The sequence below is a fragment of the Duganella rhizosphaerae genome (assembly GCF_040364205.1).
In the GTDB taxonomy this organism is placed as follows: domain Bacteria; phylum Pseudomonadota; class Gammaproteobacteria; order Burkholderiales; family Burkholderiaceae_D; genus Rugamonas; species Rugamonas rhizosphaerae.
Genome location: NZ_BPWK01000001.1, coordinates 561,529 through 583,272, shown reverse-complemented (window position 1 = coordinate 583,272; position 21,744 = coordinate 561,529). Strand labels below are relative to the sequence as shown.

Here is a 21,744-nt window from a genome sequence, read left to right as displayed (position 1 = left end):
CATGGACGCCGCCCACCACTACGATGTCTTCAACGGCGACGCCGACGGCATCTTCGCGCTGCACCAGATGCGCCTGCACACGCCGCTGCGGGCCGAGCTGGTCACCGGCGTCAAGCGCGAGATCGACCTGCTGCGGCGCGTGCCGGACGGCTGCCGCGGCCAGGTGCTGGTGCTCGACATCGCGCTCGACAGCAACAGCGCGGCGCTGCACCGCCTGCTCGACGGCGGCGCCGAGGTCGACTATTTCGACCACCACTCGGCCGACTGCGCCTTCGCCCATCCCCGCCTGCGCCTGCACTGCGACGGCGCGCCCGACGTCTGCACCAGCATCCTGGTGGACCGCCACCTGCAAGGCCGCCACCGGCCGTGGGCGGTGGCGGCGGCCTTCGGCGACAACCTGGCCGAGGCGGCCTGCCGGCTGGCCCGCCGCAGCGGCCTGGACGGTGACGCCGTCGAGGCGCTGGCGCAGCTGGGCCAGGTGTTCAACTACAACGCCTACGGCGAATGCGAGCAGGACCTGCACATCGCCCCGGCCGCGCTGTACCGCGCGCTGGCCGGCCACGAGCACCCGTTCGACTTCATCGCCGGCAGCGAGATCTACCGCGCCCTGTGCGCCGGCTACCGCGACGACTGCGCGCGCCTGCAAGGCCTGCGGCCGCACGCCGAACTGGGCGCCGGCGCGGTCTACATCCTGCCCGCCAGCGCTTGGGCGCGGCGCGTCAGCGGCGTGCTGGCCAACCGGCTGGCGGCCCAGCACCACGGCGCCTCGTTCGCCGTGCTCAACGAACGCGACGACGGTTCCTACCTGGTCAGCGTGCGTTCCGGCGCACCGCTGACGCACAGCGCCAACGGCTTTTGCCAACAATTCGACACCGGCGGCGGCCGCAAGGCCGCCGCCGGCATCAACCGCCTGCCGGCGGCGGAGCTGGACCGCTTCATGGACAGCTTCCGCCGCTATTACACCGCACCGCCCGCCGGCCTCGCCGGCCTGATTACCGAGGAAAAACCAGCATGAACGATATGTCCAGCAACAGCGGCGTCCAGCGTCCGCGTCCCGTGATGATGATACCGCTGCGCCGCTGCGGCAGCCACGCGCTGCGGCTGCGGCTGAATATGTCGCCGCAGTTCTATTCGCCCTACCCGCTGCACATCGTCGACCTGGCGCCGCTGCTGCCGCTGTACGGCGACCTGCGCGACGACCGCGCCTACTTCAACCTGGTGGTCGACGTGGTGGGCCTGCAGGCGGTGAGCATGGTCAAGTGGCCGGAGGTGGTGTTCGATCCGGTGGAGATCTTCGAAACGCTGCGCGGCCAGCCGCGCAGCGTGCACCGGGTGGTGTGGGAGCTGCTGCTGCGCTCGGCCGAGCAGCAAGGCGCGCAGGTGGTGATGGACAAGTCGCTGGACAGCGTGCACTACGCGCAGGAGCTGATGACGCTGTATCCCGACATGCTGTTCGTGAACGTGGCGCGCGATCCGCGCGCCCAGGTGGCGTCGATGAACCGCGCCATCATCCACGATTTCGACACCCGCCTCAACGCCCAGACCTGGCTGGCCGCGCACCAGGCCGCCGACCGCGTGATGCAGCAATGGCCCGAGCGCGTGCTGACGATACGCTACGAAGACTTCCTGTCGCAGCAGCAGGCCACGCTGGAGACCGTGTGCAGCTTCCTGGGCATCGCCTTCCTGCCGCAGATGCTGGACGGCGCCGCCTCGCGCGAGGCGCGCCAGCTGTCGCAGATGTCGGCGCTGTGGTCGTCCAACTGCTACCCGCCGATCGCCGCCAACATCGACAAGTTCAAGCAGCAGCTGACGCTGGACGAGATCAACGTCATCGAAACGCTGACCGGCGACTACATGGACCGCTACGGCTACACCCGCCTGGCCGCCGGCGACGCGCCGCTGCAGCCGGCGCTGCTCGAACAGGCCCAGCGCAGCTCCAAGGTGGGCCGCGAGCTGGCCTGGTGCGACCTGGAGCGCAGCAACTTCCGCGACTACGCGCTGCGCCGCAGCCGCGCCGACTACCTGGAACGGCTGCGCGCGCGCCTGCTGGGCCAGCCGTCGCTGCCCGGCAGCGGCCAGCTCGTCACGCTCGAACAGCTGGACCCGGCCGCGTTCGCGCCGGCCGATTAAGGCGAGCGCGAATAGCCGCCTACTCGTCATTCCCGCGCAGGCGGGAATCCATGCGGCGGATGGGTTCCCGCCTGCGCGGGAACGACCGGTACCTCAAGCCGATCAAGCCTGGGCGGCCAGCTGCTCGGCGCACTTGGCCAGCGCCAGCCGCAGCTCGCGCATCTTGGGCGGCTTACTCAGCACCTGGTCGACATTGACCGGCGCCTCGCCGCTGTCCGGGATCAGGCGCTGGCCCCAGCCGGTCAGCAGCACCACCGGCGTGGCCGGGGCCACCCGCTTGACCGTCTCGGCCACCTTGCGGCCGTCGACATACGGCATGCCGAGGTCGGTGATCACCACCGCATAAGCGTTGCCCGCCCGCTCGGCCTCGCAGAACAGGTCGATGCCGGCCTGGCCGCCGTCGGCCTTGGTGACGTGGTGGCCGTCCAGGCTCAGGATATTCTCCAGCGACGCCAGCACGGTGGGGTCGTCGTCGACGATCAGGATGCGCAGGCCCGGCCCCGGGCCCTGCGCTTGCGGCGGCGCGGAACCGGCGGCCGACGACGGCGCCACCGGGAAATACATCCGGACCGCGGTGCCGTGGTTCAGCCTGGACTCGATGGCGATGCTGGCCGAGTGGCGCTCGATCATGCCGTACACGGTGGCCAGGCCGAGGCCGGTGCCGCGCTCGCCCTTGGTGGTGAAGAACGGTTCCAGGCAGCGCCGCTGCGTCGCCTCGTCCATGCCGGTGCCGTTGTCGGCCACCTCCACCAGCACGTACGGGCCGGAGCCGTCGTCCAGCCGCTCGACATGGCGGGTGCGCAGCGTCACCGCGCCGCCGTCCGGCATGGCGTCGACGGCGTTGAAGATCAGGTTGGTCAAGGCTTCGCGGATCTCGCCCTCGACGCCGAGGATGGCCGGCAACTCCACGCCCAGCTCCTGGCGCATCTCGATCACGATGCCGCGCTGCTGCGGCATGTCCGACCAGCGCGCGCGGGTCAGGTCGACCACGTGCTGCATCATCAGGTTGACGTCGACGGTGCTGTGGGTCAGCTGCGGTTCGCGCTGGCGGTAGAACTCGCGCATGCGCGCCACCGTCGAGGCGACGTCGTCGATGGCGCGCTCGATCACCTGCAGGCAGGCGCGGCCGTTCTCGCTCAGGCCGCGCTCGGTCTCCAGCAGCGACTCGGCGTACAGGCCGATCGGCGAGATGGCGTTGTTGATGTCGTGCGCGATGCCGCTGGCCATTTGCCCCAGCGCGCGCAGGCGCTCCTGCTTGGTGACCTGCACCTGGCTCTGGTGCAGGTCGTCGTAAGCCTGTTGCAGCGCGCCGTACAAGCGGGCCTGGTTGGCGGCCAGCGCCACGTGCTCGCTGAGCTGGCGCAGGAATTCGCAGTCGGTGCTGGAAAAGGCGTTGACCTCGGCGCGCGCCACGATCAGCACGCCGAACACGGTGCTCTCGGCCAGCAAGGGCGCCAGCACCAGCGAACTCATGCCCACCTTGGCCAGCCGCCTGGGGAAGGGAAAATCGACGGCGCGGATGTCGGGCTCGTACACCAGCTGGCCGCGCACGCAGCGCGACAGGCCGTTCTCGTCGATCTCGATGCGGGCCGCCTCGCCCATCGCCATCGCCTCGGACAGCTGGTAGCTCTGCATGCCGACGCAGCTGACCACCAGCTCGTCGCCCCGGTACAGGCAGATGGCGCCGAAATCGATCGGCAGCTGGTCTTCCAGGCAGCGCACCACCACCTGGAAAATGCTGGGCAAGTCCTGCCGCTCGCCGATCGAGCGGGTGATCTGGTGCAGCAGGCTCATGCGCGCCAGCTGGGCCACCACCTTGCGCTCGGCCGCCTGCCGCTCCGCCACCTCGGTTTGCAGCGCCACGTTGGCGTGGATCAGCTCGTCGCGCGAGACGGTGGTCTGGCGCAGCCGCTCCACCATGCCGTCGAAGGACCTGGCCAGGTTGCCGATCTCGTCGTCGGCGCGCGCGTCCAGCACCACGTCCAGGCGGCCGGTGCCGATCACCTTGGTGGCCTGGTGCAGGCGCGCCAGCGGCTTGCTGACGCTGCGGATGGTCAGGCCCATGGCGCCGATCACCACCAGCAGCACCAGCGCGCCCAGCACCGCGCCGACCGTCACCAGGTCGGACTGGGCCGACAACATCTTGCCGCGGCTGATGCGGGCCAGGTCCTCGGCATCGGACATCATCGCCTGCGCCCGGTTCATCATCAGGCCCGACAACCTGGCCTCCAGCTCCAGCAGGATGGCACGCCGCTCCGGCGTGCGGGCGAACTCCGCCTGCAGCCCCTGCAACTCGTTGAACAGGCCCCGCAGCGACTGCTGGCGTTCGCGCACGTCGCGCAGCAGCACCCGCTCGTCCTCGTCGTCGAAGCTGCCGTCGTCGGCGATCATCGTCTGCAGCGACTGGTGCCGTTGCAGCCACTGCGCCTTGGTGCGGCTCTGGTGGTGCTGCACGTATTCCAGCGACAGGTAGCGCAGCGCGGCGGCGCCGCGCAGCACGTCGCCGGTGATTTCCGCCTTGGCGATCTCGTGCCGCATCTGCTGCGTGGTGCGGGCGAACACCAGCGCCATGATCGCCAGCAGGACGATGCAGATGATTTGCGCCAGCTTGAGGCGGGTGGAGATTTTCACGCGGTGGCCCCTAGTAGATGATCGTCACTTCGGTCGGGCTGACGGCCTTGAGCCCGTCGAGGTAGATGTAGTCGAGGAAGTTGGGCACCTCGCGCGCGGCCGTCAGCCCGCCCTTGATGGCCCAGCGCGACTGGTCCTCCAGCACCAGCAGCAGGCTCTGGTCGAGCTCCAGGCCGAAATGGTGGGACGGCCACGCGGCCAGCATGGCGCTGGCGCCGCTGGCCGAGAGCTTGGGGAAGAAGGCCACGCCGGCGGCCGGATGTTCGCGGCAAAAGCGCTCGCCCTGCTCCAGCGCCTGCAACAGCCGCACCACGGTCTGCGGGTTGTGCCGGATGGTGCGCGCCAGCGCCACCATGTTGTAGATGCTCTCGTAGACGTCGGCCCCGGTGAAGCGGATGGCGTTGGCGCCCAGGCTTTCCTCGGCCACGCCCAGGAAGGGATCCCAGCCGCTGACGGCGTCCACCTTGCCGTCGGTGATGGCCTGCTGCAGGCCGTCGGGCGGGTAGTTCACCAGCGTCACGTCGTGGGTGTCGAGCCGCTGGCGATTGAGGAACACCTCCAGCGTGAAGTGGCCGGAGGTGCCCAGCGTCACGCCGATGCGCTTGCCCTTGAGGTCGGCCGGTCGGGCGATGCCGCGGTCGCGCCGCGCCACCAGGCCGTGGTCGCGGCCGGTGCGGAAGATGGTGCTGATCACCTGGATCGGCGTGGCGTCCATCGCGAAGAACATGATCGGAATGTCGGCCACGGTCGCCATGTCGGCCTTGTTCGAGGTCACCGCCTCCAGCGCCTGGCGGCCGTTGGTGTAGGGCTGCAGCGTGACCGCCAGTTGCCGGCCGGCGAAATAGCCCTGGGCCTGGGCCGCCATCACCGGGCAGGCCCCCACATAGTCGGTGTTGGTGGCGATCACCAGCGCGGTCGGCGCCGGCAGCGGATCGGCGGCCGGCCGCAGCACCCGCCACATGCCGATGCCGGCCATCAGCACCAGCACGGCGGCCAGCACCAGGGCTGCGAGGGGAAAACGCTTCATACGGGCTCCAGGCATGGACTGCTGTGTCAGCTGGCGTGCTGGGTGGGGACGCGCGCGCCCGGCATGACGGCCACGCCGCTTTGCAGCGGCAACTCGATGCGGAAGGTGCTGCCCTCGCCGGGCTTGCTTTCCACGCTGATGCTGCCGCGCATCGCTTCGACCAGGCGCTTGGTGATGGTCAGTCCCAGGCCCGTGCCCTCCTCGCCGCTCTCGTCGCGGCCGGCGCGGCCGAACGGCAGGAAGATCGCCTCCATCTGCTCGGGACTGAGGCCGATGCCGCTGTCGCTGACGGCGATGCAGCCCTGGCCGCCGCGCGTGACGCTGCAGCTGACCGTGACGCTGCCGTGCACATGGTTGTACTTGATCGCGTTCGACAGCAGGTTCACCAGGATCTGCTTGAGCCGCATGCGGTCGACGCACAGCTCGAGCTTGCAGTCGGCCGGCATCATCAGCGCGATCAGGCGCTTCTCGGCCAGCGGCGCGACGATCGCCTGCACCTCGCGCAGCACCTCGTCCAGCAGCACCGCCCCGATCATCAGCGACACCTTGCCGGCCTCGATCTTGGACAGGTCCAGCATCTCGTTCACCAGCAGCAGCAGGTGCCGGCCGGAGGAGACGATGTTCTGGCAGAAACGCTGGCGCTCGCCTTCGGCCTTGGGGAATTTGTCGCTGGCCAGGATCTGCGCGAAGCCGAGGATGCTGTTGAGCGGCGTGCGCAGCTCGTGGCTCATGTTCGACAGGAAGGCCGACTTTTCGCGGTCGGTGCGCTCGGCTTCCTTGCGCGCCGTCTCCAGGAACAGGTTCACGCGGCCCAGCTCGTCGATACGGTCGCGCAGGGCCGCCTCCAGCTTGAGGTTCTGCGTGCGCAGCTGGCGCGAATCGAGCGCGCGCGCCAGCACTGGCAGCAGGGTCGCGGCCTTGAACGGTTTGATGATGTAGTCGAAGGCGCCGATCTTCATCGCCTTGACGGCGGTATCGACCGTGCCCTCGCCGGTCATGATGATGCAGGCGATGGTGGAGTCCAGCGCGCGCGCCGCCTCGATCAGGACCAACCCGTTCATGCCGGGCATGATCATGTCGGTCAGCAGCAGGTCGAAGTGGTTGTCGCGCAGATGGGCCAGCGCCAGTTCACCGGTGGGAAAGCCGACCGCGTCGAACTCGTGTTGCCCCAGGATGTCGCACAGCGCCTTCAGATGGGCAGCCTGATCGTCCACGACCATGATGCGTGAACGCGGGACAAACTCGGACATGTCGCCTCCTGATACCAATGTTGGCTTTAGCAATTATGCCTACTTTACCAGGCGGAAATCTCACCAATTCTATCCATCGCTCACCCCGCGCGCCGGCGGCGGCCGGCCGAACATCATCTTCTGGTAGCGGAAAGCGTCGCGGATATTTTCGCGCAGCGTCAGGTCGTCCCAGGGCTTGGTGTAGAAGCGGTAGATCTCGCCGCGGTTGATGGCGTTCAGCACGGCCTCCAGCTCGGTGTAGCCCGACAGGATGATGCGTATCGTCTCGGGATACATGTCCTTCACGCGGCTGAGGAACTCGGTGCCGTTCATGCCCGGCATGCGCTGGTCGCTGATCACCACCTGCACCTGGTGGCTGGCCAGCAGATCGAACGCCTCCTCGGCGGTGTTGGCGCGCAGGACGCGGTAGCCGTCCGGACGCAGCAGGCGCGTCAGCGCGGAAAGGATGCTGGACTCGTCGTCCAGCAACAACAGGGTCTGCTGTTCGCCCGGCGTTTCCTCGGCCGGCAGGGCCAGCATGCGCTCGGCGCGCAGCAGCTCGCCGAACTCCGGCGCCGGCACCGGCTTGCTGAACAGATAGCCCTGCATCTCGTCGCACTGGTGGCGCCGCAGATAGGCCAGCTGGGCTTCGGTCTCCACGCCCTCGGCGATGACCTTGAAGCCCAGGCTCTGGCCCAGCGCGATCACCGAGCGCACGATGGCGGCCACCTTGGGTTCGGCCAGCATCTCGCGCACGAAGGACTGGTCGATCTTCAGGTAGTCGACCGGGAACAGCTTCAGGTAGGCCAGGCTGGAGTAGCCGGTGCCGAAATCGTCGATCGACAGCGCGATGCCCATCTGCTTGAGGCCGCGCACCACCGCCACCGCGCCGTCGACGTTGTGCATCACCAGGCTCTCGGTCAGCTCCAGCTCCAGGTAGTGCGCGTCGAGCCCGCTGTCGGACAGGGCCGCCTGCACTTCCCGGCTCAGCCCGGGGTCGCGGAACTGGCGCGCCGACACATTGACCGCCACCCGCTGCGGCGTCAGGCCGGCCTGCTGCCACTGCTTGTTCTGGAAGCAGGCGGTGCGCATCACCCAGCGCCCGATCGCCACGATCAGGCCGGTCTCCTCGGCCACGCCGATGAAGCGCGCCGGCGACACCATGCCCATGGTCGGATGGCGCCAGCGCAGCAGCGCCTCCATGCCGACCACGGCGCCGCTGCGCAGGTCGAGCTTGGGCTGGTAGTGCAGGCTGAGCTCGTCACGCGCCAGCGCGTGGCGCAGCTCGGCCTCGATCATGGCGCGCTCGGTGATGCGGCTGTGCATGGCCGCCTCGTAGAACTGCAGCTGGTTGCGCCCGCCCTCCTTGGCGCGGTACATGGCGATGTCGGCGTGCTTGAGCAGCTGCTGCGGCTCGCCGCCGTCGAGCGGGTAGACGCTGACGCCGATGCTGCAGGTGACGGTCAGCGCCTGGTCGGCGATGGCGATCGGCGCGGCCACGCTTTCCTGCACCCGCTGCAACACGGCCGAGGCCGGCGATTCCGGCGAGTCCGACAGCAGCAGCAGGAATTCGTCGCCGCCCAGCCGCGCCACGGTGTCGCTGTCGGCCACGCAGGCGCGCAGGCGCACGCCGACCGTGCACAGCAGCTCGTCGCCGGCCTGGTGGCCCAGGCTGTCGTTGACCAGCTTGAAGTTGTCCAGGTCGATGAACACCACCCACAGATGATGGCCGTAGCGTTCCGCGTAGCTGATGGCCTGCGCCATGCGGTCGCCGAACAGCGCCCGGTTCGGCAAGCCGGTCAGCGGATCGTGGTTGGCCTGGTGCTCGAGCTGGTTCTGGTAGTTGATCGACTCCGTCATGTCGGTCAACACGCACACGTGGTGGCTGGGCGGACCGGCCGGCGCCGGCACCGGCGCCACGTGCAGCCGCACCCACAGCAGGTGGCCGTCGCGGTGGACGATGCGCAGCATCATGGTCAGCTCATGCACGCCGCTCAGGGCCTCGCGCAACACGTCGCCGTCGGCGTTTTCCTGCTCCAGCAGCAGGTCCAGCCGGCGTCCCGCCGCCTCCGCCTCGGCATAGCCGAACAGCCGCGTGAAGGCCGGGTTGATGTAGTCGACCAGGTCGCCGCCGGGGCCGTGGGCGGTGATCACCACCGCGTTGTCGCTGGCCTCGAGCGCGCGCCCGCGCAGCTGCAAGGTCTGCTCCGCCTGCTTGCGGTCGGTGATGTCCTCGATCGTGCCCAGCACGCCGATGATGTTGCCGCGCTGGTCGTGGAACGGCAGCTTGTTGATCAGGTACCAGTGCAGGCGGCCGTCCTCGCGCATCAGCTGGTCTTCGTCGTTGAAGCGGGCCCGGCCGGTGGCGACGATCACGCGGTCGTCGGCGCGGATGGTCTCGGCGTTGTGGCGCCAGGGGAAGTCGTCGTCGGTCTTGCCGACCACCTCCTCCACCACCTTCAGCCCGGCGGCGGCGGCGAACACGGTGTTGCAGCCGCAGTATGTGCCGTCCAGGTCCTTCCAGAAGATCTGGTGGGGGATGTGGTCGATGACCAGCTGCTTGAGCTCGCGCGAGGCGTACAGCTCGGCCTCCATGCGCAACTGCTCGGTCACGTCGTGCGCCACCACGAAGCGCGCCTGGCGGCCGGCGATCACCAGCGAATGGGAGGAGATCTGCACCTGGATGCGGCCGCCGTCGGCCTTGACGTGGGTCCAGTCGCCGGCCAGCTCGGCGCCCTTGGCCGGCGCGCTGGCCAGGTTGCGTTCCAGCGCGGCGACCTGGTCGGACGGGCGGATGTCCTTGATCGTCATCTGCAGGAACTGCGCTTCCGGGTAGCCGTAATGCGCCACGGCGGCGGCATTGACCATCAGGAAGCGCAAGGTTTGCAGGTCGTAGATCCACATCGGCTGCGGATGCTGCTCGAACAGCCGCTTGAAGCGCAGCAGCGATTCGTAGACGTCGTACTCGCTGAGCTCGTATGCCATGCACAGGAAGCGCGCCGGCCGGTGCTCGGTTGCAGGCTGCAACTCGATCGACTGGGTCACCGGATGGAAGCTGCCGTCGACGCCCAGCAGCTCCAGTTCGCCGTGCCAGTAGCCGTTCTCCTGCGCGGCGGCCAGCGCCGCATCCTGCAACACCAGCGCCGCCCAGTCGGTGTACAGGCGCGCCACCGGCTCGCCCAGCTTGTACGTGCCCAGCTGCTGGCGGCAATACAGGTTCAACGCCAGCACCCGGCCGTCCATCCCCACGGTAAAGACAAAATACGGGCAATGGTCGAAGAAGGTTTGCGGATCGACGGCGTCGCCGTTGACGCGCTGCCGCCCCTCGACCATCGCTGGCATCGACTGGTCCGTTGCAGAGTGTGGCCGTGGATCGATTTGCATGGGTTTATCTTAACAGAAGCAAATCATGCACAGCGCGCACTATTGACCCTGCGTTATTTCGCCGCGTCGACGATGGCGCCGATGATTTCCGGATAGGCCGAAATTGGCGGGGTTACGACATGATGCTCAGCAACGCTTCGAACGACGCCGGCTTGGCCAGGTGGGCGTTGAAGCCGACCGAGAAGATGCGCGCGCACTCGCCCGTCTGCTGGCCGCGCAGGGCGGCGGCGGTGCGCAAGCGGTCCACATTGGGCATGTCGATATCGAGGAAGATCACATCCGGCCTGAACTGGTCCGCCAGCTTCAGCGCGTCCTCGGTACCGTAGGCGATGGCGGTGGAATAACCGCAGGCTTCCAACAGGGCGGCGACGGTGCCGGCGGCGGCGTGATTGTCATCCACCACCAGCACGCGCTGGGTTTGCATACGGTCGTCAGGCATGACGCTCTCCTTTGAGTAAGTGGGAGCATCATGCGCCGGGTGGCGCCGGACTTCTGTACGCTTGCGTACGGTGGCCAGGCAACCGCCGCAGTTACTCCGCGCGGTCGTAGGAGAACTGGATGCCGGCGGTGCCGCCGGTGGAGACGAACAGGTCGATGAAGGCCGGCACGGTGTCGCTGCGGTTCCAGTCGCGCTGCAGTTCGCAGAACAGCTGCACCGTGCTGATCAGCTTGCCGCCGGCCTGCTCGATGCGGCGCAAGGCCATCTCGTGCGCGGCCAGCGAGGTGCCGCCGACGGCGTCGGCCACCACGTACACCTCGTAGCCGGCCTTGAGCGCGTCGAGCGCCGGGAAGGTCAGGCAGGCTTCGGTCCACAGCGCGGTCATGATCAGCTTCTTGCGGCCGGTGGCCGCCACCGCCTGGCGGAACTCGACGTCTTCCCACGAATTGATGGTGGTGCGGTCGATGGTCGGATAGCCGCCCAGCACCTTGCGCAGCTGCGGGATCGGCGGTTTGTTCAGGCCGGTCTGGACGTTGACGGTCGAATGGATGATCGGCAAGCCGTAGGCGACGGCGGCCTTGGCGGCGCCGACGATGTTGTTGATCAGCAGCTGACGGTCCATCGAGGCGATCGAGTTCACCTGCACCGGCTGGTAGTCGATGACGACAAAGGCGCTGTTCTGTGGCGTCAGCAGATGGTCGCCGGCTGGATCGCGGATGGTTTCGCTGGTCATGTGGACTCCTTGGTATCTAAAAGTTAAGAAGGCGCATGATAGTTCCGCAACAATAAATAAAAAAGTGGCATAAAATGCCATCAGTGTTCTTAATTTGGAATGATGATGGATTTGAACGACATGTTTTACTTCGTGAAGGTGGTCGAGCACGGAGGATTCACCCAGGCCGGCCGCGCGCTGAACATGCCGAAGTCCAAGCTCAGCCGCCGCATCGCGGCGCTGGAGGCGGCCCACAACGTCCGCCTGCTGCAGCGCACCACGCGCCACTTCTCGGTCACCGCCATGGGCCAGGAGTTTTACCAACGCTGCCAGGGCGTGCTGGTGGAGGCCGAGGCGGCGCGCGAAGTCATGCAGCGGGTCCACGCCGAACCGCAGGGCGTGATCCGCATGAGCTGCCCCACCGCCCTGCTCGACTACCGCATCGGCGACCTGGTGGCGCGCTTCATGGCCGAGTATCCCAAGGTGCAGGTTCATTTGGACGCCACCAACCGCCGCGTCGACGTGCTGGGCGAAGGACTGGACCTGGCCTTGCGGGTGCGCTTTCCGCCGCTGGACAACGTCGACCTGGCCATGCGCGTGCTGTCGGGCAGCCCGCAGCGCCTGGTCGCCAGCCCCGGCCTGCTGGCGGCCCACGCGCGGCCGGCCGATCCGGCAGCGCTGGCCGGCCTGCCCAGCCTGGACTGGGGACCGGTGCGCGAACACGCGTGGCAGTTGCTCGGCCCGGGCGGCGCGCAAGCGCAGGTCGGGCATCGCCCGCGCTACGTCACCGACGACATGACGGCCTTGCGGCAAGCGGCGCTGCACGGCACCGGCATCGTGCAACTGCCCGAGATGGTGGTCGAGGCCGACCTCAGGCAAGGCCTGCTACGCGACGTGCTGCCGGGCTGGGCGCCCAAGGGCGGCATCATCCACGCGGTGTTTCCGTCGCGCCGCGGCCTGCTGCCCAACATACGGCTGCTGATCGACTTCCTGGCCGAGCACATCCGCAAGGAGTGAGGCTTATTGCACCGCTTCCGCCGACCGGGCCCGCCGCAGCATCTGCTCCAGCTCGGACGCCGGCACCGGCCGCGAAAAATAATAGCCCTGCATGACGTCGCAGTTGGCCTGGCGCAGGAACTCGACCTGCTGGGCGTTCTCCACCCCCTCCGCCACCACCGACAGGCCCAGGCTGTGCGCCAGCGCGATGATGGCGATCGCGATCGCCGCGCCGTCGCCCGGCACGTCGCTGACGAAGCTGCGGTCGATCTTGAGCTGGTCGATCGGGAAGCGCTTCAGGTAAGCCATCGACGAATAGCCGGTGCCGAAATCGTCGATCGACAGGTGGATGCCGGCGGCCTGGATGCGCTGCATCAGCGCCAGGTTGGCCTCGACGTTTTCCATCATCGCGCTTTCCGTCAGCTCCAGCTCCAGCAGGTGCGCCGGCAGCCCGGTCTCGGCCAGCAACGCTTCGATCTCGTCCATCAGGTCCTTGTCGCGGGTCTGGTGCGCCGACAGGTTGACCGCCATATGGGCGATGCCCTCCAGCAGTCCCTCGCGCTGCCACTGCGCGGCCTGGCGGCAGGCGGTCTGCAACACCCAGCGTCCCAGCGGCACGATCACGCCGCTGTCCTCGGCCACCGGAATGAATTCGGCCGGGCTGACCGGCCCCAGCTCCGGACAGGTCCAGCGCGCCAGCACTTCGAAGCCGATCATGCGGCCGCTGCGCGTGTCGATCTGCGGCTGGTAGTGCAGCATCAATTCGTCGTTGTCCAGCGCGCGCCGCAGCCTGGCCTCCATCGTCAGGCGCTTGTGCGCGCGCAGCGTCATCTCCTGGTGGAACACCTGGCTGGTGTTCTTGCCCAGGTTCTTGGCGTGATACATCGCCATGTCGGCGCCGCGCATCAGCGACTCGGCGTTGTCGCCGTGCGCCGGATAGGTGGCCACGCCGATGCTGGCGCTGACGTACAGCTGCTGGCCTTCGATCGCGAACGGCGTCGCCAGCGCGCCCAGGATCTTGTCGGCCACGCCGGCCGTCACGCGCGCCGCGTCTTCCGCCTCGACGATCACCACGAATTCGTCGCCGCCGATGCGGCAGACCACGTCCCGCGCGCGCAGGGTCGCGAGCAGGCGCCGCGCCACCAGCTGCAGCAGCAGGTCGCCGCAGGTGTGGCCCAGCGTGTCGTTGACCACCTTGAAGTTGTCCAGGTCGAGCAGCAGCAGGCCGACAGCGCTGGACTGGCGGTCGGCCCGGCGCAGGCAGGCGTCGAGGTTTTCGTTGAAGGCGTTGCGGTTCGGCAGCGCCGTCACCGGATCGACCAGGGCCAGGTAGTTCAGGCGCCGCTCGGCCGCGCGCACGGTGGCGCGCATGCGCGACACCAGCAGCCAGGCCAGCGCCATCGACGCCAGCGCCACCAACAGCATATAGGCGGCAAACGCGGCCAGGCGGCGGTACAGCGGCGCCAGGGTCGCGCGCAAGACCACGCTGCCGATCACCGCGCCGTTGGCGGCGACCGGCTCCAGCACTTCGAGCGCGCCGGCGGAAAACACCTGGCGCCCGGCCCGCAAGGCCTCGTCGACGGTGGGCGGGGCGCCGCCGGCGCGCCGGTAGCTGGCCAGCGGCACGCTGCGCGGATCGAGGATGGCGGCGCTCTCCACCACCGGCGACAGCGCCAGCCCGGCCAGCGTTTCGGCGGCGGCGCGCTGGTCTTCGAACAGCAGCGCGGCGCTGCTGTTGCTGCCGACGATGCGCGCCTGCACCTGCACGTCGTCGAGCAGCGCGTCGCGCAGCACAAAGTACTGGAACACCACCAGCAGCAAGGCGGCCACGCTGAGCGCGGCGCCGGCCACCAGCAGATTGCTGCGCGCGACCGTGCTGCCGAGCGCCCCGGTTTCCGCCCTCGTGTCAGCGGCCTGCGGCGCGCGCATCATTGCACGCTCCTGGCCAGGCGCAGCAGCTTGGAGCTCAGCACCATGCGGGCGGCGCGCAAGGCGCCGAGGTCGGCGTCGAACACCACCCGCTTGTCGTCCATGAACAGCGCCAGCATCACGCCGGCGCGGGCGATCTGGCGGTCGTCGGCGACGGTCAGCACGCTGGCGCCGGCCGCGGCCAGCTCCTGCCGCAGCTGCGGCCAGGCGTCGCGGTCCTGGCGGTCCAGCACCAGCAGGTGACAGTTGCGCGGCGCCGCGCCGGCGGCCAGCACGCGCACTTCGAGCCGGTGGCCGTTGACGCTTTTGTCGCGCAGTTCCTGCAACGCCGCCAGCAGCGCGTTGCCGCTGTACACGCACAGCGCCAGCGGGCTGGCCTGCGGCAGCGCCTCGGCCGGCCATTCGGCGAACACCGCGAAGTTGAACACGAAAGCCGCCTTGAGCTGGTACTCGGGCACCGCGCTTTCCGCGCGCGCGGCGCCGCTCCACCCGCCCAACAGCAGGGCCAGCGGCAAGCTGGAGAACCACACGGCTATGGCGCGCACCATCGGCATCTCAATAGTCCATCGTCAGTTTCAGTTGCAGCCGCCGGCCGTCCTGCTCGATCGCGTCCTGCAGGTGCTCGACCGAGGCGGGATCGGCATAGCGGCGGTTGAACAGGTTGTAGGCGGTCAGCGCCAAGTCGGCGTGGCGCGTCAGCCGGTGCGAATACAGGTTCAGGTTGGCCACCAGCGCGGCGCCGGTGCTGCCGCCCTGGATCATGGCGCGCCGGCCCACGTACTGGGCTTCGGCGCCGGCGCGCCAGGCGCCTTGCAGCGGCAAGGTCAGGTTCAGCTTGACCAGCTGGCTGGGCGTGTTGACGTTGCCGCCCTCGCCGTCGGCGCCGTCCTGGCGCGTGCGCTGCCAGCTGTAACTGGCCTTCAGGCGCGCCGCGTTGCTCCAGTTTTGCTCGTACTCGAACTCCACCCCGCGCGCCACGGCGCGGCCGGCGTTGACAAAGATCGGCAAGCCGCCCTGGTCGACCTGCGTGATCAGCGCCGACACCACGTTGCGGAACACCGATACCGTCAGGCGGCGGTTGCCGGGCAGCTGGCGCACCATCGCCAGCTCGGCGCTGGCGATGCGTTCGCGGCCCAGCGCCGGATTGGCCAGCTGGCCGCCGTCGCCGGGCGCGCTGTAATACCGCTCGTAGCTGTTGGGCGCGCGGTAGGCATTGCCGTACATGGCCTTGAGCGTGGTGGCCTCGTCCCACTGCTGCACCAGCGCCAGGCGCGGGCTGAATACGCCGCCGGTGGCGACGTGGCGGTCGTAGCGCAGGCCTGCGTTCAGCAGCAGCGCCGGCGTCAGCGCCAGCTGGTCCTGCAGGTACAGGCCGTAGCGGTTGCCGTCGTGGTTTTCGTTCAGGTACAGCGCGTACGGATCGGCGTCGAAGTTGAGCATGCGCTGGCGATAGTCGTCCTCGTAGGACAGGCCCGCCAGCAGCTTGTGGTCGCCGATATTGGCCAGCAGCGTCAGCTCCGCGCCGCACCAGCGGCTGGCGAAGACGTCGCGATTGAGGACGCCGTTGGCGTCGTCGCCGACGTAGTAGCCCAGCGAGCCGTACTCGGCCCAGTAGGCGCGGGCACTCAGTTCGAGCTGCGGCGACAGCATGGTGCGGTAGCTCAGGTCGGCATAGTTTTGGGTGTCGACCGTGTGCGAGCGGGGATCGTTGAAGCGCTGGCTGTACGAGGCGGTCGGCACGCCCTTGTCGCGCTCCGCGTGGATCAGGGTGGCGGTAAAGTCGCCGTGGATGGCCTTGGCGAACAGGCGATGGCCGCTGTCGTAGTCGAGGCCGCGCGCCACGCCGTCGCTGACGCCGTCCTGCGCGTAGGCGGCGTAGAACAGGTCGCGGCCATCGGTCTTGTAGCGGCTGGCGGCGAGCAGCCAGTCGGTGCCGAAGCGGTCGGTCCAGGCCTGGCTGCCCAGGGCGCGGCGGGCGCCGTCCTGGCCGCCGGACAGGGCCAGCGTGCTGCCGTCCAGGTCGCGCGGACGGCGCGTGATGACGTTGATCACGCCGAAGAAGGCGTTGGCGCCGTACACCGACGAACCGGGTCCGGGCACGTATTCGATGCGCTCGACCAGTTCCAGGTCGAGCGGGAATTCCCCGCCCATCGGCCCCGAATCGAACACCACGTCGTTGATGCGGTTGCCGTCGATCTGCAACAGGAAGCGGGTGTTGTAGTCGCCCGGCCGCAGGAAGCCGCGCGCGCCGACATAGGTGTAGTTGCGGTCGTAGCTGGCGTAGACGCCGCGCACGCTGCGCAGCACGTCGGCCAGCGTGCGCCAGCCGTAGGCGCGGATATCGGCGGCGGTGATCACGGTGACGCTGGACGGCGCCTCGCTGGCGCGCTGGACGAACTTCGACGCGCTGTACACCTCCAGCGACATCAGTTGTTCCAGCGGCAACGCGGTCAGGTCTTGCGCATCGGCGCACGGACTGAGCGCGAGCCAACCGCACAGTAGGGGGAGGTGGAGCGGCGCCCGCCGCCGTTGCTTCATCGTTGCCATATGCTACTCACCGCCCGAATAATTGCTCTATTAAAACATGTTGGCAGGTTGAGGCGCGCTTGTACAGTCGGCGCTGCCGATGACCATCATGCGCTGGTGTTTCCGCAACAACCCGGGCGCGCCCGCGCCGACTTCCCGCCATTTCGCGTCAGGCGAACTCGGCTTGACATTTATCAAGCCGCCCGGCGATTGCCTACGATATTGTTTGCGCAATATTTAATAATAAGCAACTAGGGACATGCAAGTGACTTCGCCAAATCGACATCACTCTTGAACCACGCCAGTAATGCCCTCAAAAGGGGCGGCACGCTGCACCTCCCGCCATACCAGCACGCGGGGGGACATTTGGGTTAGTGGCTCGGGATTCACCAAAAGGGAATTCTGGATGACCAATTATTCTGACATTTGCATCATCGGCGCAGGCATCGGAGGATTGACTTGCGCCACCCGCTTGATCGGCGCCGCCATCAGCAAGCATCTGCGCATACGGGTGTTCGATCTGAATGCCGCGGTGGGCGGGCGCATCCAGTCGCGCAAAATCGACGGCGAGGAAATCGCCGAGCTCGGCGCCGCCCGCTATTCGCCGCAGCTGCATCCGAACTTCCAGCAACTGATGCAGGGCAGCGAGCTGCCGCACGCGGTCTATCCGTTCACCGAGGCGGTGTTCCACGATCGCGTGCAGGAGCAACTGAAGTCCACCCTGCTGAGCCTGAGACCGATGGTGAAAGAGCATCCGCAGGACTCGTTCCTGCAGTTCCTCAGCCACTACCTGGGCGCCGCCGAGGCCACCCGCATCATCAAGGCCACCGGCTACGACGCCCTGCTGCTGCCCATCGTCTCGCCGGCCATGGCCTACGACATCATCAAGAAACATCCCGAGACGCAAAGCATCACCGAGAACGCCGCCAACCAGTGGCGCTATGCCACCGACGGCTACGCCGAGCTGCTGAACCAGCTGCAGGGCCAGGCGCAGGCCGGCGGCGTGCAGTTCGAGCTGGGCCACCGCCTGCTGTCGGTTGAAAAATCCGGCGCTGACCACGTGCTCGCCTTCAACCACATGGGCGAACGGCGGGTGCACCGGACGCGCCACCTGGTCATGGCCGTCCCGCCCACCGCCATGGCGCGCCTGAACCTGGACCTGCGCTCCGGCTGGAGTCCGTTCCAGTACGATTCGCTGCCCTTGTTCAAAGGCTTCCTGACCTTCGACGACGCCTGGTGGCAAGCGCTGGGACTGACCGACAAAGTGCTGATGGCCGAGAACCCGCTGCGGAAAATCTACTTCAAGGGCGACAAATACCTGCTGTTCTACACCGACAGCCAAAGCGCGATTTATTGGCGGGACTGCCTGACACAAGGCGAGGACGTCTACCTGGAACATGTCCGCCGCCACCTGGAAGAAGTGCTGCCGCTCAACGGCCAGCCGCTGCCGCCGATCAAGGGGCATTTCTACAAGCACTGGCCGCACGGCGTCGAGTTTTGCATGGACACCGACGCCGAGCATCCGGCCGCCCTGCTGCACCAGGACGGCATCATCGCCTGCTCGGATGCCTATACCTCGCATTGCGGCTGGATGGAGGGCAGCCTGATCAGCGCCCGCCACGCCAGCCAGCTGCTGCTCGACCGGCTGGGCCAACTGCCCGACGCAGCCAACGACGCCCAGGCCTTCGCCACCTCCACCGCTGAGGACGTATGAGTCTGCTGGATTTCCCGCGCTTTCATTTCCGGGGTTTCGCCCGCGCCAACGTGCCGACCGCCAATCGCAACACGCACGGCCACATCGATCTCGCCACCAACACCATATCGATGGCCGGCGAGCCGTTCGACCTGGAGCGTCCGCCGTCCGACTTCCACCAGCACCTGAAGCAGCTCGCGCCCCGCTTCAACGCCGCCGGCAAGCCGGATCCGGAAGGCGTGTTCAGCCAGGCGGCCGGCTACAACGCCTGCGGCAACAACCACTTTTCGTGGGAAAACGCCAGGATCACCGGCGTCCAGCTGCGGCATGGGGAGGTCGACACCGAGGACGCGCTGGTCGGCGCCAGGCTGGCCTTATGGGGCCACTACAACGACTATCTGCGCACCACCTTCAACCGCGCCAGGTGGGTCGACAACAACCCCGCCCGGCCGGACACCACGCTGATCTACGCCGGCCAGTTCACGCTCAGCGGCAAACAGGCCACGCCCAACACGCCGGCCCTGTTCAGCGCCGACATCGCGCAGGCGCATTCGGTGCGCTGGCTGGGCGGCGGCCATATCACTGAGCGCAGCGGGCATTTCCTGGACGAGGAGTTCGGCCGCTCGCGGCTGTTCCAGTTTTCGGTGGCGAAGCAGGATCCGCATTTCCTGTTCAATCCGGACACGCCGCTGCCGGCCAGCATGCGCGCCCTGCAACAGGCGCTGGCCGGCGACGACGTGCTGGGGCTGACGATCCAGTACGCCCTGTTCAATATGTCGACGCCGCAGAAGCCGGACTCGCCGGTGTTCTACGACCTGGCCGGCAGCATCGGCCTGTGGCGCCGGGACGAGCTGGCCACGTATCCGGCCGGCCGCCTGCTGCTGCCGCGCCAGGCCAGCCTGGGACCGGTGCTGGTGAAAGTGGACGGCGAGCGGGTCTCGCTCAATATGCCGACCGCGATTCCGTTCACCACCCGCGCGGCCGGCCCCGTGTCCGAGCAACATCCGACGCACGCGCTGGGCGGCAAGGCGGCGCTGGGCGACCTGCTGCTGCACGGCGCCGACGGCGTGCTGCTGGCCCGCATCCCCGAGCAGCTGTACCTGGATCACTGGCGCCATCACGGCGTGGTGGACGTGGCGCTGCTGCACGGCGGCGCGGCCACCGGCTCGCTCAGCCTGGGCAGCGCGCAGGCGCAGTGGGACGAAGCCGATTGGGTGCACCAGTCCGACAGCAACCAGCTGTACCTGGAAGCACCCAACCGGCAACGGCAACAGGACTTCCCGCAGACGATCACCGTGCAAAGCCGTTACCGCGGCGAGCTGAAGGCGCATCCGGCGCTGGCCGTACAAGAGGCAGAGCAAGCCGGGCATGGCGAACTGCTGGCGCTGGAACTGCAAGCCTCGGCACGCGGGCCCGGCTACGCCGAGCTGACCGTCACCGGCCGCACATCCGGCGTCACCCGCATCGTGCTGGGCGAAGGACCGCAGGCCCAGCACCTGGGCGCCCGCGTGCTGCCCGACGACTGGCACCTGGACGACGTGCCGGCCGAACAGGTCGACTACGCCTTCCTCTACCGCCATGTGATGAGCTACTACGAGCTGGTCTATCCCTTCATGGCGGACAAGGTGTTCAGCCTGGCAGACCAGTGCAAGTGCGAGACCTATTCGCGCCTGATGTGGCAGATGTGCGATCCGCAGAACCGCGACAAGAGCTACTACATGCCGAGCACGCGCGAACTGTCGCTGCCGAAATCCAGGCTGTTCCTGAAATACCTGACCCAGGTCGAAGCCGCCGCCAGGACCGCCGCGCCGCAGGAAGCCCCGCCGCAGTTCATCGGCAGCAAGCCGGCGTTGATCGATGAGCTGAAAAAGGCGATCGACCTGGAACTGTCGCTGATGATGCAATACCTGTACGCCGCCTACAGCATCCCCAACTACGAGCAGGGCCAGCAGCTGGTGCAAGCCGGCCGCTGGCAGGCGGACGAGCTGGAGCTCGCCTGCGGCGACGCCGACCGGCGCCGCAACAGCGGCGCGCGCGGCGCACTGCTGGAGATCGCCCACGAAGAGATGATCCACTATCTGCTGATCAACAACGTGCTGATGGCGCTGGGAGAACCGTTCTACGCCGGCGTCCCGCTGCTGGGCCAGCAGGCGCGGGAGCGCTTCGGCCTGGACACGGAATTTGCATTCGAACCGTTTTCCGAGCACGTGCTGGCCAGGTTCGTGCGCTTCGAATGGCCCGACTACCTGCCCACGCCGGGCAAGTCGATCGCCACCTTCTATCGCGCCATCCGCCAGGCGCTGGCCGAGCTGCCCGAGCTGTTTGAAACCAACGGCGGCAAGCGCGGCGGCGAGCACCACCTGTTCCTGAAGGAGTTGACCAACCGCGCCTATCCCGGCTACCAGCTGGAAGTGGGCGACCGCGCCAGAGCGCTGTTCGCGATCGACTTCGTCACCGAGCAGGGCGAAGGCGTGGCGGTCGAGTCGCCGCATTTCGACGTCTCGCACTTCCACCGGCTGCGCGCGCTGGGCGGGCGCTTCTCGTCCCGCGAGAAACCGTTCGAACCGGCCGTGCCGTCGCTGAAAAACCCGGTGCTGGCGGCGCGCGCCGACTGCACCGTGGTGACCGACCCCAAGGCCCGTTCGCTGATGCAGCTGTACCAGGGCTGCTACGCGCTGACCTTCGGGCTGATGGCCCACCATTTCGCGCAACAGCCGCTGGGCAGCCTGCGCCGTTCGCGCCTGATGAACGCCGCCATCGACATCATGACCGGCTTGCTGCGGCCGCTGTCGGCCGCGCTGATGAACATGCCGTCCGGCCTGCCCGGCCGCAACGCCGGGCCGCCGGTGCCGGAGCCGCCGGGCGCCGCCGTCAGCGCCGACTACAGCCTGGGCTGCGAACAGCTGGCGCAGCAATGCCTGGCGCTGGCCCAGTACGGCCGCTGCCTGGAGGCCGGCGTGGTCGGCCTGGCGCAGATCGAAATGTTGGAATTTTTTAATCAGCAATTAACCGATTTATCTCGGGGAAAGATGTCTAGAGAGGCCTGAA

14 protein-coding genes are annotated in these 21,744 nt (G+C 67.9%); 5 read left to right on the top strand and 9 right to left on the bottom strand.

Annotation, left to right across the window (positions count from 1 at the left end; genetic code table 11):
• Window position 1: 1 nt before the first annotated feature.
• Window positions 2-1,015 (top strand): DHH family phosphoesterase, encoded by a 1,014-nt coding sequence (locus tag RUGAMON1_RS02595; RefSeq protein WP_445229016.1) that lies wholly within the window; start codon window positions 2-4, stop codon window positions 1,013-1,015.
• On the top strand, window positions 1,012-2,130 hold the full coding sequence (locus RUGAMON1_RS02590) for a sulfotransferase family protein (RefSeq protein WP_445229015.1): 1,119 nt from the start codon (window positions 1,012-1,014) through the stop codon (window positions 2,128-2,130). Before RUGAMON1_RS02595 ends, RUGAMON1_RS02590 begins: the two co-directional genes overlap by 4 nt.
• A gap of 102 nt (window positions 2,131-2,232) precedes the next feature.
• Here the strand turns inward: RUGAMON1_RS02590 and RUGAMON1_RS02585 are convergent, their stop codons facing one another.
• The 6 genes from RUGAMON1_RS02585 to RUGAMON1_RS02560 all read right to left on the bottom strand — a co-directional run bounded on the left by RUGAMON1_RS02585 (window position 2,233) and on the right by RUGAMON1_RS02560 (window position 11,573).
• The gene (locus RUGAMON1_RS02585) at window positions 2,233-4,761 is read right to left on the bottom strand and encodes an ATP-binding protein (protein WP_445229014.1); all 2,529 of its coding nucleotides are present in this window, start codon (window positions 4,759-4,761) and stop codon (window positions 2,233-2,235) included.
• Window positions 4,762-4,771: 10 nt separating this feature from the next.
• Window positions 4,772-5,788, bottom strand: coding sequence for an ABC transporter substrate-binding protein (locus RUGAMON1_RS02580; protein WP_445229013.1), 1,017 nt, complete (start codon window positions 5,786-5,788; stop codon window positions 4,772-4,774).
• 26 nt (window positions 5,789-5,814) lie between these two features.
• Complete coding sequence (locus RUGAMON1_RS02575; protein ID WP_445229012.1) at window positions 5,815-7,038, bottom strand: hybrid sensor histidine kinase/response regulator; 1,224 nt, start codon at window positions 7,036-7,038, stop codon at window positions 5,815-5,817.
• A 69-nt stretch (window positions 7,039-7,107) separates the two neighbouring features.
• The gene (locus RUGAMON1_RS02570) at window positions 7,108-10,401 is read right to left on the bottom strand and encodes an EAL domain-containing protein (protein ID WP_445229011.1); all 3,294 of its coding nucleotides are present in this window, start codon (window positions 10,399-10,401) and stop codon (window positions 7,108-7,110) included.
• Window positions 10,402-10,513: 112 nt separating this feature from the next.
• Window positions 10,514-10,840 carry a response regulator gene (locus tag RUGAMON1_RS02565; RefSeq protein ID WP_445229010.1) on the bottom strand — a complete coding sequence of 109 codons (327 nt, stop codon included), beginning with the start codon at window positions 10,838-10,840 and terminating at the stop codon, window positions 10,514-10,516.
• Between the two features lie 91 nt (window positions 10,841-10,931).
• Window positions 10,932-11,573, bottom strand: coding sequence for a hydrolase (locus RUGAMON1_RS02560; RefSeq protein ID WP_445229009.1), 642 nt, complete (start codon window positions 11,571-11,573; stop codon window positions 10,932-10,934).
• Between the two features lie 102 nt (window positions 11,574-11,675).
• On the opposite strand from RUGAMON1_RS02560, the gene RUGAMON1_RS02555 reads away from it, so the two are divergent.
• Window positions 11,676-12,569, top strand: a complete 894-nt coding sequence (locus tag RUGAMON1_RS02555; RefSeq protein WP_445229245.1) for a LysR substrate-binding domain-containing protein — start codon at window positions 11,676-11,678, stop codon at window positions 12,567-12,569.
• A 3-nt stretch (window positions 12,570-12,572) separates the two neighbouring features.
• Here RUGAMON1_RS02555 and RUGAMON1_RS02550 read toward each other — a convergent pair whose 3' ends face one another.
• From RUGAMON1_RS02550 to RUGAMON1_RS02540, 3 genes are read right to left on the bottom strand one after another with little or no spacing between them, the layout of a single operon-like run.
• Window positions 12,573-14,480, bottom strand: coding sequence for a putative bifunctional diguanylate cyclase/phosphodiesterase (locus RUGAMON1_RS02550; RefSeq protein WP_445229008.1), 1,908 nt, complete (start codon window positions 14,478-14,480; stop codon window positions 12,573-12,575).
• On the bottom strand, window positions 14,477-15,031 hold the full coding sequence (locus tag RUGAMON1_RS02545; RefSeq protein WP_510167290.1) for a YfiR family protein: 555 nt from the start codon (window positions 15,029-15,031) through the stop codon (window positions 14,477-14,479). The genes RUGAMON1_RS02550 and RUGAMON1_RS02545 overlap by 4 nt, the downstream gene beginning before the upstream one ends.
• Before the next feature lies 1 nt (window position 15,032).
• Window positions 15,033-17,024: a TonB-dependent receptor plug domain-containing protein gene (locus tag RUGAMON1_RS02540; RefSeq protein WP_445229006.1), complete on the bottom strand. Its 1,992-nt coding sequence runs from the start codon at window positions 17,022-17,024 to the stop codon at window positions 15,033-15,035.
• A 385-nt stretch (window positions 17,025-17,409) separates the two neighbouring features.
• On the opposite strand from RUGAMON1_RS02540, the gene vioA reads away from it, so the two are divergent.
• Complete coding sequence (vioA, locus tag RUGAMON1_RS02535) at window positions 17,410-18,717, top strand: flavin-dependent violacein biosynthesis tryptophan-2 monooxygenase VioA (protein ID WP_445229005.1); 1,308 nt, start codon at window positions 17,410-17,412, stop codon at window positions 18,715-18,717.
• Window positions 18,714-21,743: an iminophenyl-pyruvate dimer synthase VioB gene (gene vioB / locus RUGAMON1_RS02530; RefSeq protein WP_445229004.1), complete on the top strand. Its 3,030-nt coding sequence runs from the start codon at window positions 18,714-18,716 to the stop codon at window positions 21,741-21,743. The genes vioA and vioB overlap by 4 nt, the downstream gene beginning before the upstream one ends.
• Window position 21,744: the final 1 nt, after the last annotated feature.